The sequence below is a fragment of the Nostoc sp. UHCC 0251 genome, from assembly GCF_034932245.1.
Lineage (GTDB): Bacteria > Cyanobacteriota > Cyanobacteriia > Cyanobacteriales > Nostocaceae > Nostoc.
On sequence record NZ_JAYGHD010000014.1, the window covers coordinates 30,297 to 48,633 of the forward strand.

Consider the following 18,337-nt stretch of genomic DNA (forward strand, 5'->3'; position numbering starts at 1 on the left):
TACTTTGGAAAATTTTGTCGATTTTTACTCCTATTGACTCAATGCAGATTAACATCCGTCAGTCAAACTGAAGTAATAGGCGCAAGTATATAAAGAGGCAAAAACCATGAATAAGCATAAGGAAACATTACGTGTCATCCTTGCTATATCCATTATTGTGGTTGGAGTAACACACTTTGTTGTTCCACAAGAATATGTAAAAATTGTGCCGCCGCAACTACCTTACCCTTTAGGATTAGTTTATCTCAGTGGCTTTTATGAAATTTTGGGTGGTATCGGCTTATTAGTCCCGCCTGTAAGTCAAGCTGCTGCTTGGGGACTTCTTGCTCTTTTTATTGCTGTTTACCCTGCCAATATTAATATGGCGGTTAATCTTATTAAGATTGAACATATACCAAATTCACCTTGGCTACACGTAATCAGACTTCCCTTGCAAGCAGTTTTAATTGCTTGGGCTTGGTGGTACACGAAATCTTCTGATTGGGAAAAACAAGCTTCTATCATTCCCAAATCACTCATTCCCAAAGAATTAAAATTGAAATGAGTGGGTTTTTTATATAGGAATCATATTTGATTTCTGAAAAAATCTAAGTATATGTATGGTGCGTTACGCGAAACGCTAACGCACCATTCTTAAGGGTTGGGTGCGTTAGCGACAGCGTAACGCACCCTACCTATCTTTTCAAAAATCAAATAGTAGTCCTATATTTGAATTATGCGTGTTGCAACTTTGTTTGGGATAACTCTTTCGTTAGCAATCGGTATTGGGGGAGTAACGCTTCCGGTAACTCAAGCGGTGCAGCTTAGAGATGGTACAGTCTACTTTGTCCAACCGCCGAAGCTTGTTGAGGCAACGACTACTTACAAAGATACGAATGTTTGGGGCGCAACTTACTACTTTACTATTAACGTGCCGGAAAATGCTGGAGAACCCCTCCAGAAAGTAACGATCGCACAAAGGGAAGGAGCAGAAAACATCCGCTATGATCTTAATGATACCCGCGCCTTTGTCGGAACGAGCAATCGCAAAGAATCTCGGCTAACACTAGGCGCAGTCACAGCAGAACGCAAGACACGAACCGTTACTGTAAACTTTGAACCGCCTGTGACTCCGGGACAGACAGTAACAATTGCCCTCCGCCCTGTGAGTAATCCCAGCTTTTCTGGTGTTTACCTACTGGGTGTGACAGCGTTTCCAGTGGGTGAAAAATCTCACGGACAATTTCTCGGCTTTGGACGGTTTCAGTTTTACAGCAATAGAAGCAACTGGTGGTTTCCATAAATACCACGAGTTTGTTTAAGGAGGCAGGAGGTAATCCCCATAAATAAATTTAGGGGATTTATAATGGACGCTGTATTTTTTGCGCTGCGCGTCCTCTTTGATGCCATTTTTTCAGATTAGATGCAGGGTTGACGGAGTGGTTACAGGGTTCATTTTTGTTTGCTGCGATCGCTTAATTATAAAAACTCGTTGCCAGCAAAGTAATCTCTGAGCGTTGCGATCGCTCTTGAACACCATTTTTTCAGACTAGATGTAGGGTTTGTCTTTGTTTGGTGGAATCGCTTAATTATAAAAACTCATTGCCAGCAAAGCAATTTCCAAAAAGTGCGATCGCTCTTGAACACCATTTTTCAGACTAGATGCAGAGTTCGTCTTTGTTTGGTGCGATCGCTTAATTATAAAAACTCATTGCCAGCAAAGCAATCTCTAAGTCTTGTGAGCTTTACTCGCTCTAACAAATAAATCTTTTTGTTTTGCCCATAGACGCAAAGAAGACCGCAAAACAACTACTTTTAGTCGAATAATAATGTAGAAAAAGTTTGCGGAAAGTTGCATTGCAGGATTGGTTAGAAGTAAAAACGCAATCTTAAAGTATTCACTTAGCTGGTTCTGGCGGTAACCCGAGCTTGGTACGAAAATCCTCGTTATATTCTGCCTCCTTCCAACTATTAGCAGATTTAACTTGCTCAGGAGTAAGGTTTTTGGCGTACCTGAGTTCGGCACTGCTGAGGTTGGCATACCTGAGGTCGGCACCGATGAGGTCGGCATCGCTGAGGTCGGCATCGCTGAGGTGGGCGTACCTGAGTTCGGCACTGCTGAGGTTGGCACCACTGAGGTCGGCACCGATGAGGTGGACATAGCGAAGGTCGGTACTGCTAAGGTCGGCACTGCTGAGGTTGGCACTGCTGAGGTTGGCATAGCTAAGGTCGGCACTGCTGAGGTTGGCATACCTGAGGTCGGCACCGATGAGGTTGGCAAAGCTGAGGTTAGCACTGCTAAAGTGGGCACGGCTGAGGTTGGCAAAGCTGAGGTTAGCACGGCTGAGGTTAGCACTGCTGAGGTTAGCACTGCTGAGGTTGGCAAAGCTGAGGTTAGCACTGCTAAAGTGGGCACGGCTGAGGTTAGCACTGCTGAGGTCGGCACCCTTGAGGTCGGCATAACTGAGGTCGGCACCCTTGAGGTCGGCATAACTGAGGTCGGCATAACTGAGGTCGGCATAGCTGAAATCTCTACTAGCTAGACTCTCACCAGCTTGGACTAGTTTTTCAAGTGCTTGAATTTTTACTCGACTATACTCCTTTCCTTTAACAGCATTGACTTGCTGCCAAAGTAGGTATATCCTAATCGGTCTTTCAAAAACTATGCCAACAAATACTGATAAACCCAGCGGGATAATTAGGAAAAAAACAATTGACTGAAAGCGATTATTCCGTCTTTGTCTGACACTTGCTTGAATAAACTCAATAGCTAGGTCAGATAATCTTAAGTTCTCAGTTTGTTGTTTCTGAAAATCTACTACCTTTCTTAACCGCTTCCCCTGAAATAGATAATCCTTAACCCTTCGCCTATACCGCCATTCAATAGCCGCCGCTTCAATTTTCCGCTTTTGTCGTAGTATGTCCCGACTTTCCTCAATCCATTTGCGTAATAGCAACCAATGGCGAATCAGTGCTTCATGTGCCACGTCTACCACAGCAATTTGATTAGATAAGGTACTGGTGACAACTAGCTTCTCATCAGCTAACCGTTGAATTATTCTATTAATTACACCTTCTGGATGCTGTGAAGTAACTAAATCTCGTTGCACAACCTGTCTACGCGTATCTTCTGTTCCTTCTCCCAACTGCGTCAATTCTAAAAAAATCCGCTTTGTTGCTTTTTGTTCCTCAAGTGATAATGACTCATAAACTTCTGTAGCGCGTGTTTGCAGGGTTCCCCTGACTCCACCTAGTTTGCTATACGCACTCAGGGTTAACTGTTCTTCAGTTCTTTGCTGCCATAGTTCTGTTAGCGTGTACTGCAACAACGGTAAACTCCCCGGTGAATTTTCTACATCTGCAATCATTTGAGAAACTAATTCCGGTTCTACTGCTAAGTTCACCTGTTGGGCAGGTTTAATAATTGCTGTTTCTAATTCCTCCCGATTCATCGGTGTTACTGTTACTAAATGGTCTTGAATTTTCTTAGCTAGTCCGCTATACTCTTGTTCCAGACATTTGCCAAAGAAATCAGCCCGCATTGTGATTATTAGGCAGAGTTTATTGTCATCCCGTTGCAAAGCACCTAACACACATTCAAAAAACTGCTGTCGTTTTGTAATGTCTTGACATTGAGTAAAAGCTTCCTCAAATTGGTCTACCACTAACACGACGCGCTGAGTTTGTGCAGCAGTAATCAACTGTCCTAAACCAACTGCACCTCTAGCTATTAATTCTTCTGCTTTTGCTAATTGTGATGCGCGTTCAATATCTGATAATTCTGATTCTACAAATGCCAGTGCTAAATTTTGTAAGGGGTTAATCCCTGGTCGAAATATTTTTAACTGCCAAGTTTCGCTACCTGATAACCTGCGTCCTAGCTTTATTTGATAAAGTAAACCTGCTCTGACAACACTAGACTTACCACTTCCTGATGCTCCCAACACAGCGAGGAAATTACCCGATCGCACTTTTTCTAATAATTCGTCGGTTAATGCTGTTCTGCCATAAAATAAGTTGGCATCTGCTTCTGTGCAATCAAAATAAGACAATCCTTTGTAAGGACAAATCGCTGATATCTGTATTGTAGGGTTAACAACAGAGGAATTCCATTTGCGGGTGAGATTAATTGCTTCACCAGAGTTAGCAAAAATTGGACGCTGGGGGAACGGGTGATGTTCTTGATTGAGCAAGTCTACTAAAGTGTAGTTACTCACCCAACGGTCTTGTTTTGGTTCCAAACCTTGAAGCAGTGCGGCGGTAAGAACGCTGTGTTGGCTGTTAATTTCTTCAAAAGCCACTTCAAAATCACGAGAAGCCGCAATAAAACATCTATCTCTGCCTTTACCGCGATCGCCTGGATCTGCTTCTGCAAAATTTAGCACCTCTCCGCTATAGCAGCAATCCAAAATTACAATTTGTTGTCTGACTTCACTTTCTTGCAGCAGTCGCCGCAGCCATTGTAGAGATAATCCCCAAGTACTCGCATCGGGGTTGACTTCACTTGTCGCTAAAAAGCCTTCCTGAATCCCTAGATTTTTCCGCAATCCATGACCAGAAAAATACAGCAGTGCTGTGTCTGGCGGCTTCCCATCTGGCTTAAACAATTGGACGATCGCTTTTTCTAACTGAGTTAAACTAACTTTAGTTTGCTTACCAATGCGAATCGTCTCATTTTCCTTGTCTTTGACTGCTGGTAGCCGCGTTACCCGAAATTCACCATATTGTTGTAAGATTTGAGCGATCGCTTCACCATCTGCAGCTGGCGCGTTGAGACATTTTAAGCGGTCATACGTATTAATTCCCACCACCAAAGCGTCTCGACTCATCCTGCAAAGCCCTATGATAGTTGTGCCGAATTATTTCCAGCTTCTACAAGAAATTTACCGCATTTTACGTAAAATTTTGTAGATAAGCACCGCTGGACTACCCTGACTTTTCACGTTATGTGGAAAAGTCCACGAAAAACCTAACCCCCTAACCCCCTTCCCGATGCGGGAAGGGGGAAATTCAAAGTCTCTCTCCTTTTAGGAGAGAGATTTAGAGAGAGGTTTTCCAGATGCCGTGAAAAGTCAGCTGGGCTACCTTAGACGCAATTCTTTTAGGCAAGATTATCCCATGACTCAACTCACACCTATTCAGTTAGAAGATGGCACTATTATTTACATTGAAGCCACAAATAACGTAGATGCACCACCAGTCATTACCGAAGTTTCCCCGGAGGGAGAAGAAGAAGCACTAATTGATAAGGGATGGGATGCTGATGCTGCACAAAAACAGATAGTGCAAAATTTCCAAGCAATTGAAGGTACAATTCGGGCTTACACTGTTTATTCACTCAATGCTTTTAAGAAAATCCCTGTTGCTAATATTGATAAAGTCACTCTTGAATTTGGCATCAAAGTTGGCGGTGAAGCAGGTATACCTTATGTAACGAAAGGCACGGCTGAAAGCAATCTTAAGGTAACGGTAGAGTGTTCATTTCCTGACCAACCGGAAAAGAAAACTCAGCAATCATGAGTGAGAGTATTGGCGCTGCTAAAATTTCGATTATTATTCCGGCTATTAATGAAGCGGGGAATATTAAAAAAGCTATTGCTACTACTCAAGGCAGTATAAATATAGAAGTCATTGTAGTCGATGGTGGCTCTAGTGATGATACTGTAGCGATCGCTCAGTCTTTAAATGTCAAAGTTATCTCATCATCTCCCGGTCGTGCTGTGCAAATGAACGCGGGTGCTGTAGCGGCTAGCGGCGAGATTCTGTTGTTTCTTCATGCAGATACCTGTTTACCTGCTGGGTTTGATGAGATGATTTGCACAGCGCTACAACAGCCTGGAACTGTGGCTGGTGCATTTAAGTTGCGGATTGATGCCTCACTTTTAAGTTTACGATGGGTGGAGTGGGGAATAAATGTGCGATCGCATTTTTATCAAATGCCTTATGGCGACCAAGCAATTTTTTTAACAAAAGCAGTATTTCAGCAAATTGGCGGTTTCCCCGAATTGCCTATCATGGAAGACTTTGAACTCATGCGTCGTTTAAAACGCATAGGACGCATTGTAATTATCCCCACACCAGTTGTTACCTCAGCTCGTAGATGGTTGCAAAAGGGAGTGTTCAAAACTACATTGCTTAATCAAATAGTAATTATTGCTTATTTACTCGGCGTTTCCCCTGAGCGAATTCGTCGCTGGTATCGCCGAGAAAAATTTAAGAGAATTTAAGCTGTTTCTCATACAAGTAATATATCTTAGGGGCATTAGATTTGAGGTGTAATACCAATTGGAAAAAAGAATGCGACAAATAGAGCATTTGTAGAGACGCGATTCATCGCGTCTTCACCCAAGGATGTGTTGCAATCATTAAATAAAAATGAAGAAGCGTTTATTAAATCCCAAACTCAAACTACTACTTTTAAGTTGCCTAATTGCCACTCTCATAATTGTCGCTAAACAATTCAACGTTCAGGGAGTTTTACAAACCTCAGTCATTTGGGTCGAGAGTCTTGGGGTTTTAGGGCCTATCGCCTACATAGTCATTTACAACTTGGCAACATTACTGTTTATACCCGGTTCCCTCCTAACGCTCAAAGGCGGTTGTCTGTTTGGAGTATTTTGGGGGTCAATATATGTGCTAATTGCTGCAATAATCGGAGCAACCTTGGCTTTTATTATTGGACGCTACCTTTCGCGGGATTGGGTTTCTCGACAAATGGACAAACATCCGAAATTTAAAGCGATTGATTTAGCAGTTGCCAAAGAGGGATGGAAAATTGTCTTGCTGACTCGTCTCTGTCCCGTTTTTCCTTTCAATTTATTGAATTATGCTTTTGGAGTAACACAGGTTTCCCTCAAAGACTATATATTAGGTTCTTTCGGCATCATTCCCGGTACTTTGATGTACGTTTATATTGGTTCGTTAGCTGGGAATCTTGCCATGATTAACACGTCTTATCAACCAATTACTCCAGAAACTCAAGTCTGGCAATGGATAATGCGAGTAGTTGGGTTGATTGCTACCGTTGCCGTGACTGTATATATGACAAAAGTTGCTCAAAAAGCATTAACTCAAAGTGTGGCAATAGAAGAAATAATAACTCATGAAAAAACTAACAATCATTCAGATATTTAAAAGTATGGCATTGCTGATTAAATGTATGAATTTGGGTGTAGAGACGTTGCAATGCAACGTCTCTACAAAAGTTTTGAAATCACGCAAAATCATTTTCATACCTAAATTTAACAACGCCAAAAGTATTAATACCAGAAACTTGCAGAAGTTTTTCAGCTTAAGTCTATTAATATTAATAATATTGGCGAGTGCTTTGGCATTAAACACAGACCCGGCTTTGGCACAAGAATCTGCAAATCCAAGTTCTTTCAATCCCCAAACTATTTTACGAAACTCGTTGCAGTGGATTGATAGCCTGGGTGCGTTGGGAGCCATAGCTTTTATTGCTCTTTACATTATCGCTACCGTCGCTTTTTTCCCAGGTTCTATTCTAACCTTGGGAGCGGGTGTGATTTTTGGTGCAGTTTGGGGTTCTCTCTACGTGTTTATCGGTGCAACCCTTGGCGCTACTGCTGCTTTTCTTGTGGGACGTTATTTAGCAAGGGGCTGGGTTGCTCGAAAAATCGCAGGTAACAAAAAATTTGCCGCCATTGACCAAGCGGTTGGTAGAGAAGGATTAAAAATTGTCCTGTTAACGCGATTGTCCCCGATATTTCCTTTCAATTTATTAAACTATGCCTTTGGCATCACAGGAGTTTCACTTAAAGATTACTTCATCGGCTCTGTAGGCATGATTCCTGGAACCATCATGTACGTTTATATTGGTTCCCTTGCAGGTAATCTTGCCATGATTGGTACTGAAGCTCAACCTACCAACCCGACTTTGCAATGGGCAATTCGGATTTTGGGTTTGATTGCTACAGTCGCCGTAACGATTTATATTACCCGTATTGCCCGGCAAGCTTTAGAAGATGAGGTTTTATAGTTTTTATCCTTTGAACTCTGTCACGAATTGAGGTTTGCAGATAAAACCCCTGGGCAAACGCATCTAAATTAACGTAAGTGTGCAATCCGAGGATTCGCTATGGACAACAGAGAACTTGGCAACATGGAGAAAGCTATGGAAACCTTAAATCGTCATGCTGGAGGTTTCTCAGTTGTAATAGTTGGTCGCATCAAAGGCCCCCTAAATGCAGAAATGGTCAGACAAGCTCTAGACCTTGTACAGTGTCGTCACCCTCTTCTTAATTCTTGTATTGTTGGTTCCTTGGATAATCTCCGCTTTCAAACTGGAGAGATGCCTGTGATTCCTTTGCGTATTGTAGACAAGTTACACAATCAACAGTGGACTGATGTTGTTTTGGAAGAGCTGAATGAAAAAATTGACAGTAGCAAAGGTTTGCTCAGAGCTGTACTCATTCTGCCAATGTTTGAGTCGTATGTAAATTATCTGATCCTAACAGTGCATCACGCTATATCAGATGGCTTGTCATGCCTTCAACTGTACTCAGAAATATTGACATATTGCCAGAGTTTTGGTTCTAATCACCCAATACCTCAAGTTATTAGCTTGCCCACACTTCCACCCGTCGAAGAGCTATTGCCTAAATCGACAAAGGGGTTGAGGAAAGAGACCCTGTGTCACCAACTAGAACCTTTAGGTGTTGAAACCTTGGGTTTTGAGAAGTATGTTCCGATGGAATTACGCCGTTGTGGTCTGGTTCACAGACAGCTAGACGCCAAGTTAACTCAGCAGCTTATAAATACTTGCAGGCAGGAGAAGACAACACTGCAAGGTGCTTTTTGTGCAGCGATGCTACTTGCAGTGGTGAGAAAAATCAGCGCAGGTCAGACTAATGATGTGCGTATGAGCTGCCGAACGCCTGTTAATTTACGTCAACGTCTAAAACCAGTTATTAGCAATGAGAACATGATAGTGCTAGTATCGGCTCTGATATCATTTCACACCGTACAAATAAATACATCATTCTGGGAATTAGCACGGGATATAAAACAACAGCTTGACGCTAGTTTAGAGCAGGGCGATATGTTCAGCAGAGTTTTGACGTTCAATGATAATGTCGAGTCACTTCTCAGACGACCTGATAAAGTATTGGCGACGGTATGTGTCAGCAACGTGGGTCGAGTAAACATCCCCAGAGTTTACGGTTCACTCGAAATAGAAGAAATCAGCTTCATACCATCGCTTGCTGGATATGGAGGTCTTTTCTATGCTACTGTCACAACTTTTGAGGGAAAAATATTTTGGAATTTTCCATTTTCTGAACCGGCAATCAGTCTCCATACGATGGAGAACCTTGTAAACAGCGCAGTGTCTTGTATTATTGACGCTTGCTAGGGATTTTGTCAGCCAGGGTAAGCTGCATAAACCAATTCGCAATTCGCAATTCGCAATTCGCAATGACGCTCCTACGTCGCTAACGCAATTACGTGTTGTAACGGGGATTTAGAAAGAGCCACAACACTTGCGGCTTGATAGAAGCCGGGGACTTAAACCCCCACAACTTGTTAAATTTATTAATTTCTTAATATTTACTTGACAAAACTTTGTGTCCCCACCCTGCGGGAAGGCGTTTGCGTAGCGTCTGTCTACGACACGCTGCGCGAACGTAGAGAAGCGCCTATGCGTTTGAAAACTTCCTGCTACTTCAGCAAAGCAGATTATTTGTCAATTCTCAAACCGATAAAACAGTGCAAAGATGTAATTCTTATTAAACAATCATTCAAAATAAAGGACACCAGTCTCCAAATTTATGTTGACTTTAGTATTTTCAATTCTTAAGAGGAGTTTAGCCAATGACCAATTCTGAATTCGAGAGAGTCACCGTTCGGCCAACGGATGAGTATAACCAAAAGTTGGTGTCTTACGTCCATCCGCCAAATTGGGTTAATCCTCAACCCGCAGATGTTTACGATTTAGTAGTAATTGGTGCTGGTACGGCGGGGTTAGTGGTGGCTGCGGGGGCGGCGGGTCTGGATTTGGGTTTAAAAGTGGCGATAATTGAAAAGCATCTCATGGGTGGAGATTGCTTAAACGTCGGTTGCGTACCATCTAAAACTATTATTCGGTCTGCTCGCGTGGTTGGCGAAATTTGGGATGCTCAAAACTTGGGAGTTAATATTCCCAAACATAATATTGATGTTGATTTTCCCAAAGTTATGGCAAGGATGCGGCGGATAAGGGCTGATATTAGCCATAATGACTCGGCGGAGCGGTTTAAAAACTTGGGTGTGGATGTCTTTTTGGGTAGCGGTCGATTTGCGAGTAAAAATACCGTAGAAGTTGGCGACAAAACCCTTCGATTTAAAAAAGCTGTGATTGCGACTGGCGCAAGAGCTGCACAATTGTCAATTCCGGGAATTGAAAAGGCAGGTTATCTAACTAATGAGACGGTTTTTTCGCTGATTCAACGACCGGAACGTTTAGCGGTGATTGGTGGCGGCCCCATTGGTTGCGAATTGGCGCAAGCTTTCCGGCGTTTGGGTTCTGAGGTGGTACTTTTCCATAGCGGTTCTCATCTGCTGAATAAAGAAGATGCTGAGGCTGCTGAAATTCTGCAAAAGGTTTTGATTAACGAAGGAATTCGCGTGGTGCTGAATTCCAAGTTGGAAGAAGTGGTAACTGTCACTGAGGGAAAACGGCTTTACTTTTCCTCCAATGGTCATCGAGATTCAGTGACGGTAGATGAAATTTTAGTTGGTGCGGGGCGATCGCCAAATGTGGAAGGTTTAAATTTAGAATCAGTTGGGGTGGAATACGACAAGCGCCAAGGTGTAAAGGTAAATGATTATCTCCAGACAACCAATCCCAAAATTTATGCAGCTGGTGATATCTGCATGAACTGGAAGTTTACCCATGCTGCTGATGCTGCGGCGCGGATTGTGATTAAGAATACGCTGTTTTCTCCCTTTGGCTTAGGACGCTCGAAACTCAGTAGTCTGGTGATGCCTTGGGTAACTTATACTGACCCAGAGATTGCCCATGTAGGGTTGTATGAACACGAGGCGCAGAAATTGGGTATTGAGATGACGACAATCAAAATACCTTTTAGTAGTGTAGACCGAGCGATCGCAGATGGTGAAGAGTCAGGATTTCTCAAAATCCACCATAAAAAAGGATCTGATGAAATTATCGGCGCAACTATTGTTGCCAGTCACGCAGGTGAGATGATATCAGAAGTAACTACGGCAATGGTGAATAAGCTCGGTTTGAGTAAGTTAAGCAGTGTAATTCATCCTTATCCCACTCAAGCCGAAGCAATTAAAAAAGCCGCTGATGCTTATCGCCGAACCCTCCTGACATCAAATACCAAAAAATTGCTGGGATTTTTGACAAAGTTATCTTGAACTGGGCATGGGGCATTGGGCATTGGGCATTGGGCATTGGGCATGGGGCATTAGTTATTCTACCTTGTCCCCCTCATCTTCCCCTGCTTCCCCTGCTTCCCCTGCCCCCTTATCCCCTTGTCTCTAAACAGGTCGGAAGCGATCAATTTCACCCCCGGTCAAGTTTGCGTAGTATAGATTGCCATCCTTTCCAGTGGTGATTTGTGCAGTTAGCCCTAGATTAGGCCTGTCTGCTTGAGAAGCAAACCGTTTAACTGAGACAAGTTTGCCCTCACTATCAAATGTCAAAGCGTCAATGGTTCCTTGACTGAAATCACCAACGAATAAGGCACCTTGATAGATTGAGGGAAAAGTACTGCCTGTGTAAAAGTCACCTAAGACAATCGAATTGGAAGCAAAATGCTTATAAGTGTAAGCTGGTGCTGCAACAGTTTTGCCACTACTATAGAAGGCTTTCGCTGCATCTAAGTTAGAATAGCTTCGTTGTTTCAGACTGGTGATATTGCCATTTGCATCAAGGCCACCTTCATAGAATGGCCAGCCAAAGTTAGCTCCTGGTTTTCCAATATTGACCTCTTCGTAAGAATTGAAGCCAACATCACCAATAAAGGGGGTATTGGTACTCTGATCAATTGTGAAGCGGAAGGGGTTACGCAGACCTAAGTTATAAACTTTGGAACGATTGCTATCGGGGTCACCGTTGTAGAAAGGATTATTTGATAAGCCTTGACCAGTAATTGCATCAATCCGTAGGATCTTGCCGGACAGATTATCGACATCCTGGACGCGAATTGCACGGGGATCTATCCCATTGTAGGAAGTGCCATCTCCTAAGCTCACAAACAGAGAACCATCAGTGCCAAAGCGCACAGAACCAACTGAGTGAGATTCACTATCGTTAGCTATAAAATTTTGGACATTTTCGACTTTATCGAGATTATTGAGATAATCCTGCAAGCTAGTAAACGGCTTACCAGTATCTTTGTTGAGAATTCCTGATGGTGCGTAGCCAAGTGAGACATTTGTGCTATTTCCATCTGGACGATTGATATTTTCCCAAATGCCATTAGTACCTAAAAGCACAACTTCACTGCCAGCAATAGCAGTAGTGTAATTAGTCTTGGGGTCAGCTTCTACCCTAATTAGCCGTGCAGTCCGATTGCCATTTTGATCGGGATTGTCCAATCCGCTATTGGGATTGTTTTTAGGGTTGTTTAAATTGGTTTCTGGTGGGTCGTAGGTATACAACAGATAAACGTAGTTTTTGGGGTTTGTGGCTTTGCCAAAATCTGGGTGTACGGCAATGCTTAAAAGACCGCGATCGCGCGTATCATTAACCTCAGATGAAATATCAATAAATGGTGTTGATAATAAAGTGCCGTTGTTCAAGACTCGCACTACCCCGTTTTTCTGGGCAATGAACATGCGCTTCTCGTCAGATGTCCAGTCAAAAGCTGTGGGTTGCTCCAAACCAGAAGCTACTGTATCTAAAGCAAAGTTACCATTGTCATCATCGATAATAGTGATAGTTGTCTGTTGAGTAGCTAGTTGCACTCCAACTGCGTTACTGAACTTCAAAGTAAATGTTTCATTTACTTCGGTAACGTTGTCATTCTTAAGGGCGATAGCAATGGTCTTACTGGCTTGTCCTGCTGCAAAGGTCAAGGTTCCAAATGCAGCCTGGTAGTCAGATCCCGCTTTAGCAGTCCCATCCACGGTTATGTAGTCCAGGCTAGCAGCACCAGAAATGTTACCCCGTGTAACTGTCACCGTAGCAGTACCGTCACTCTCATTAACTACTGGTTGAGTGAAATCGATGCTAGAGCGATCGTTATCTTGAATTGTAATTCCGAGGGTTCTTTGGAGTCCTAGTGTTGCTCCCACTGCCTGATCAATAACGAAACTAAAGGTTTCATCTGCTTCTGCTAAGAAATCGTCATTAATCGGAATGGATATCTGTCTGCTGCTTTGTCCTGGCGCAAAAATAAGGGTTCCAGCGCTTTCGGTGCCTTCACTTCCGTAGTCAACCCCTGCTGTGGCAGTACCAGCTATGGTTGCATACTTAATTGAAGATGTGCTGCTTAAATCACCAGTTTTCAGCAAAGTTATGGTCACCCTACCAGCGCCTTCGTTGATAGTCGTGGAAGATGATCCTAAGGTGATAGCGGTCTGAATATCTGGTGAATACAGTTGGGACTGAGGAATGATTTCTTTAGTCTGCGAGGAGCTTGACCAAGATAGTCGAGAAACGGCATCGTATGCATTTTCGTAGTACTCAAGTTTAATATCGTACTTTTGACCTGCAACTAGTGCGATCGCTCCACTGTATTCTGTGGCAGATTGATTGACAAACTTATCGATCAGTAGTTGATCATTAACCCACAATCGCACACCATCATCAGCAGTGGTGTAGAAATTGTAAGTCTCGCTGTACTTGGCTTCCACCTGACCTGTCCAACGCGCTGAGAAGGTATCTGCACCAATGGATGGGTCTGGAGAATTACGACCCCAGTTAAAGTTGACTGTCGAATCTGTGCGAGTTTGCTTTAAGTTGGTGAAGTCTTTGTTGTCGTAGTACTCTGCTTTGAGTCCGTTGCCATTACTAGCTATGTTGACCTTACTATACAGTTGGGACTGAGGAATGATTTCTTTGGTCTGAGAGGAGCTTGACCAAGCCAGTCGAGAAACGGCATCGTATGCATTTTCGTAGTACTCAAGTTTAATATCGTACTTCTGACCTGCAACTAGTGCGATCGCACCACTGTATTCTGTGGCAGATTGATTGACAAATTTATTGATGATTTGCTGATCATTGACCCACAGCCGCACACCATCATCAGCAGTGGTGTAAAAGTTGTAAGTCTCGCTGTACTTAGCTTCTACCTGACCTGTCCAACGCACTGAGAAGGTATCTACACCGATGGATGGATCTGGAGAACTACGACCCCAGTTAAAGTTAACTGTCGGATCTGTGCGAGTTTGCTTTAAGTTGGTGAAGTTTATATTGTCGTAGTACTCTGCTTTGAGTCCGTTGCCACTACTAGCTGTACTATACAGTTGCGACTGGGGAATGATTTCTTTACTCTGAGAGGAGCTTGACCAAGCCAGTCGAGAAACGGCATCGTATGCATTTTCGTAGTACTCAAGTTTAATATCGTACTTCTGACCTGCAACTAGTGCGATCGCACCACTGTATTCTGTGGCAGATTGATTGACAAATTTATTGATGATTTGCTGATCATTGACCCACAGTCGCACACCATCATCAGCAGTGGTGTAGAAGTTGTAAGTCTCGCTGTACTTAGCTTCTACCTGACCTGTCCAACGCACTGAAAAAGTATCTGCACCGATGGATGGATCTGGAGAACTACGACCCCAGTTAAAGTTGACTGTCGGATCTGTGCGAGTTTGCTTTAAGTTGGTGAAGTTTATGTTGTCGTAGTACTCTGCTTTGAGTCCATCTCCCTGAGAGAGCACGCTGGCACTAGCAGAAATACTGGGTTGTATCTGATCAATGCTTTGTAGAGATGATTGGGCACCAATTATTGGACTTACAGATGTTGATAACTGTTGATTAAGAGGTTGATTTTCTAAAATAGTCATATTGAGATATATGCCTCACAATAGTGATAGAAATAATTTCATAGTTCATGTTTCAGAATCATTCTGATATGGAAGATTCCCAAAATAACCTGTAACGGTTTGCATTAAAAATATATTAATAAACTAATTATTCGCTTATTAATATTTAAACAATTTAAATTAATTGCTGATTAGTGTTTTGTTTGCTCCTTTTCTTTACTGCTCTGCTGCTTATTTATATCAAGTTTCAAATAAGACATGATCAATTTATATGCCTTGCTTTACCCTAAAAGCAGGTATATAGAAAAATTTGTATAGAAATACTAGAGATTAATTGGAGGGCGTCTATTCCTTATAAATCTTTATTTTCTTTCAACAAATTTCTGGGCTTTGATGCGTATGAATTAAATTTGGTGAATTTAACCAAAAATTATAAATCACCTCACTTGAAGGCTGTTAATCTCACTGATGTTCAGGTGCATGAATTTGAGATGAAGCAATGCCCAATTAGGGCGAATATACATTTAAGCAGTTATGTCATGTTTTATACAAAAATTAAATTATGCTTGATATCAATCAATTACACATCTAACAATAGAACATAGTGTTATGTCTTTGTTTTTGTGGAACTTTATTTGAAAATTCACATTGACATATACGTTTTTGAAGTAATATCAAAGTTTTGATGAACTTTAAGTAAAAACTTCCAACATACGTATGTATAATCTCATGTTTTTTCTCTCCAAAAATATTAATTCTATAAAAATTGGATAAAGAAAAATTTTAATATTTAAAGATTTGAAAAAATATAATTTATCGCTGCTTCATTTTGACTGCAATTATATGTTTTAACTTTTGTTAAAAGGCTGCGTAGAGAACCTGATTTTAACCGTCAATTTAATTTATATTTATATCTTTGTTACAAACAATAGCAGAGATATAACACTAACCTAGACTCAGTGACTCGAAAAGTTTTACTAAAACCCCACTAGTCACAAAATATGGATTTAGAGGTTTCAGGTTCACCCGCTCAATAAATTGAGGTAGCTCCCAAACTTGGAGGCACAAACCCAACGCTTTTTGCATCAAAATATATATTTTTCATTTTTTGCATTCATAAGTTAATTTGCTCTAAATCCTTGATTTTTAGGGTTAGATCGTCTGAACTGTCAACTGTCAACACGAAAAGATGTACAAGTTAAATGCGCGACAGCTTACAATCCGCTAGAATCCCCAGATCATCTACTATTTGAGTAACCCTGTTGTAAATGGACTATCCAGCAATCAGCTAAGTTGAGCGGGTACACGATCGCAAAAAATAATCAGCGTCCAAAACACTGATTATGTAATTAATTTACAAAACTTTTCAATCTCTTCCAAGCCAGAAAAATCACAAGTTTAATGCTACACATTCCCACTTTCCCCTAGACTAAGGGCAGCAACCTTGTTCAAACTGGCTGAGGAAAGTGGACTTTGACTGAGACAAACAATTTAAACTCTACCATCCAAAATGTCTCACGCAGGGAATTGCGAGATTTAGTGCGAACTCAGCTGCAAATGCTTCTAGAAACAGGAGACTTGCAGGGAGCAAAAGCTATTCTCGTACCTGTGCAGCCTGCGGATATTGCCGAGGCGATTGAGGGTTTGCCAGAAGCAATGCACGCTTTGGCTTTTCGCTTGCTTTCTAAGGATGAGGCTATAGAGGTTTATGAATATCTCGACTACAGCGTTCAAGAACGGTTAATTGAGGAACTTAAAAGTCAGGAAGTCCGCGATATTGTCGATCAAATGTCGTCGGATGACCGAGCTAGGTTATTTGATGAATTACCAGCAAAAGTCGTCAATCGTTTACTAGAACAACTGAGTCCAGCAGAACGCCAAGCTACAGCCCAACTATTGGGTTATGGAGCTGATACTGCTGGGCGAATCATGACACTAGAATTAATCTCGCTGAAAGAAAACTTTACAGTATCTCAAGCCCTAGAGCGAATTCGCAACTTAGCTAATGCCAGTGAGATGATTTATTATCTTTATGTCATGGATGCAGCAAGGCGCTTAACGGGTATTGTATCGTTACGGGAGTTGGTAACATCTCAGCCTGAGCAAGTTATTGGCGAAATTATGACGCGTGATGTGGTGTTTGTCCACACTGATACAGATCAGGAAGAAGTTGCCAGATTAATCCAAAGATATGATTTTCTGGCTGTGCCTGTAGTTGATCGGGAACAGCGTCTAGTAGGTATTATCACCGTCGATGATGTGATTGACATTCTGCAACAAGAAACCACCGAGGATATTTATGCCTTGGGTGGTGGTGTGCAGTCAGGGGGCGACAATTATTTTCAGATGAATTTGCTGGAAATTGCTCGGAAGCGGGTTGTATGGTTATTGGTTTTACTTGTAACCAATACCATTACAGGAACAATTATTAAGTCGCAAGAGGATCTCTTAGCAAAAGTGGTGGCACTGACGGCGTTTATCCCTTTGCTGACTGGTACTGGTGGTAACGTGGGTGCCCAGTCTTCCACAGTCGTGATTCGCGGGATGAATACCGATGAAATCCGATCTCTTGGCGCATTGCAAGTAATTGGCCGGGAGGCGATCGCAGGGGCATTATTAGGAGGAATGTTAGGTACAATCGCTACTGTCTGGGCTTACTTCCTGCAAGGACAATTAGAAGTAGCGATCGCTGTAGGCAGTAGTCTAGTAGCTATTTCTCTTTTAGCTTCTGTCTCCGGTTCAGCATTGCCGTTTCTATTTCGCTACCTCCGTTTAGATCCGGCATTAATGTCAGCACCATTCATTACTACAGCAGTTGATGTAGTAGGCGTTTTAATCTACTTCAATTTGGCAAGGGTAATTTTAAAGTTATGAAAGAGTCATTGGTCATTAGTCATTAGTCATTGGTCATTGGTCATTAGTGAACAACAAAGGACAAAGTACAAATGAATGACTTTTACAATTCTGATGGCGTATCTGGAGCAACAATTTCGCCAGTACCCAATTGCAGTATCATGTCCTGGTCAGTGATCAATCCGCTGAGTTCCTTTACTTGTAAATTCATTTCTTCACAAGCTTGTCTAAGTTCTCTGGCAAATTTGTTGAGGTCTTGACCATAGCCACATTGATAAGCAGCAGTTTCAATACCTTGCTTGGCATTTGCTCTAGCACAATCTACTAGTTCTGTGCCATTCAGTGGTGTAGGAGATGCCATAGACGTACTTGTTATTTATTAAATGTTTGCTGCTAGATAGATTATCAATATTTCGATATTAACTCATCCCTCCAATGGAGGAAAATCAGAGTATAGTTAGCAGTGATTGTTTTTTGATCATTAGTCATTAGTCACTTGTACTGAGCGTATCGCTAAAGCGAAAGCTTCGCTAACGCGTAG

12 protein-coding genes are annotated in these 18,337 nt (G+C 42.1%); 9 read left to right on the top strand and 3 right to left on the bottom strand.

The window, feature by feature from the left end; all coding sequences use genetic code 11:
* Positions 1 to 106 precede the first annotated feature (106 nt).
* Complete coding sequence (locus VB740_RS03380; protein WP_323198665.1) at positions 107 to 544, top strand: DoxX family protein; 438 nt, start codon at positions 107 to 109, stop codon at positions 542 to 544.
* 171 nt (positions 545 to 715) lie between these two features.
* On the top strand, positions 716 to 1,282 hold the full coding sequence (locus VB740_RS03385; RefSeq protein WP_323198666.1) for a DUF2808 domain-containing protein: 567 nt from the start codon (positions 716 to 718) through the stop codon (positions 1,280 to 1,282).
* Between the two features lie 595 nt (positions 1,283 to 1,877).
* Here VB740_RS03385 and VB740_RS03390 read toward each other — a convergent pair.
* Positions 1,878 to 4,808 carry a pentapeptide repeat-containing protein gene (locus tag VB740_RS03390; RefSeq protein WP_323198667.1) on the bottom strand — a complete coding sequence of 977 codons (2,931 nt, stop codon included), beginning with the start codon at positions 4,806 to 4,808 and terminating at the stop codon, positions 1,878 to 1,880.
* 289 nt (positions 4,809 to 5,097) lie between these two features.
* Here VB740_RS03390 and VB740_RS03395 point away from each other — a divergent pair, with 289 nt between their 5' ends.
* From VB740_RS03395 to VB740_RS03420, 6 genes are all read left to right on the top strand, one after another.
* A complete protein-coding gene (locus VB740_RS03395) occupies positions 5,098 to 5,499 on the top strand; it encodes a CU044_2847 family protein (RefSeq protein WP_292732579.1) in 402 nt (133 codons plus the stop codon).
* Positions 5,496 to 6,206 (top strand): TIGR04283 family arsenosugar biosynthesis glycosyltransferase, encoded by a 711-nt coding sequence (locus VB740_RS03400; protein WP_323198668.1) that lies wholly within the window; start codon positions 5,496 to 5,498, stop codon positions 6,204 to 6,206. The genes VB740_RS03395 and VB740_RS03400 overlap by 4 nt, the downstream gene beginning before the upstream one ends.
* Positions 6,207 to 6,354: 148 nt before the next feature.
* Positions 6,355 to 7,113, top strand: a complete 759-nt coding sequence (locus VB740_RS03405) for a TVP38/TMEM64 family protein (protein ID WP_323198669.1) — start codon at positions 6,355 to 6,357, stop codon at positions 7,111 to 7,113.
* On the top strand, positions 7,082 to 7,978 hold the full coding sequence (locus VB740_RS03410; protein WP_323198670.1) for a TVP38/TMEM64 family protein: 897 nt from the start codon (positions 7,082 to 7,084) through the stop codon (positions 7,976 to 7,978). The genes VB740_RS03405 and VB740_RS03410 overlap by 32 nt, the downstream gene beginning before the upstream one ends.
* A 99-nt stretch (positions 7,979 to 8,077) precedes the next feature.
* Positions 8,078 to 9,352 (top strand): phthiocerol/phthiodiolone dimycocerosyl transferase family protein, encoded by a 1,275-nt coding sequence (locus VB740_RS03415; protein ID WP_323198671.1) that lies wholly within the window; start codon positions 8,078 to 8,080, stop codon positions 9,350 to 9,352.
* Between the two features lie 458 nt (positions 9,353 to 9,810).
* Complete coding sequence (locus tag VB740_RS03420) at positions 9,811 to 11,361, top strand: mercuric reductase (protein ID WP_323198672.1); 1,551 nt, start codon at positions 9,811 to 9,813, stop codon at positions 11,359 to 11,361.
* Between the two features lie 123 nt (positions 11,362 to 11,484).
* On the opposite strand, the gene VB740_RS03425 is transcribed toward VB740_RS03420, so the two are convergent.
* Positions 11,485 to 14,964, bottom strand: a complete 3,480-nt coding sequence (locus VB740_RS03425) for a PA14 domain-containing protein (protein WP_323198673.1) — start codon at positions 14,962 to 14,964, stop codon at positions 11,485 to 11,487.
* A gap of 1,452 nt (positions 14,965 to 16,416) precedes the next feature.
* Between VB740_RS03425 and mgtE the strand changes: the two genes are divergently transcribed.
* Positions 16,417 to 17,817, top strand: a complete 1,401-nt coding sequence (gene mgtE, locus VB740_RS03430) for a magnesium transporter (protein ID WP_323198674.1) — start codon at positions 16,417 to 16,419, stop codon at positions 17,815 to 17,817.
* Positions 17,818 to 17,899: 82 nt separating this feature from the next.
* Here the strand turns inward: mgtE and VB740_RS03435 are convergent, their stop codons facing one another.
* Positions 17,900 to 18,157, bottom strand: a complete 258-nt coding sequence (locus VB740_RS03435; RefSeq protein ID WP_323198675.1) for a hypothetical protein — start codon at positions 18,155 to 18,157, stop codon at positions 17,900 to 17,902.
* Between the last annotated feature and the right edge of the window lie 180 nt (positions 18,158 to 18,337).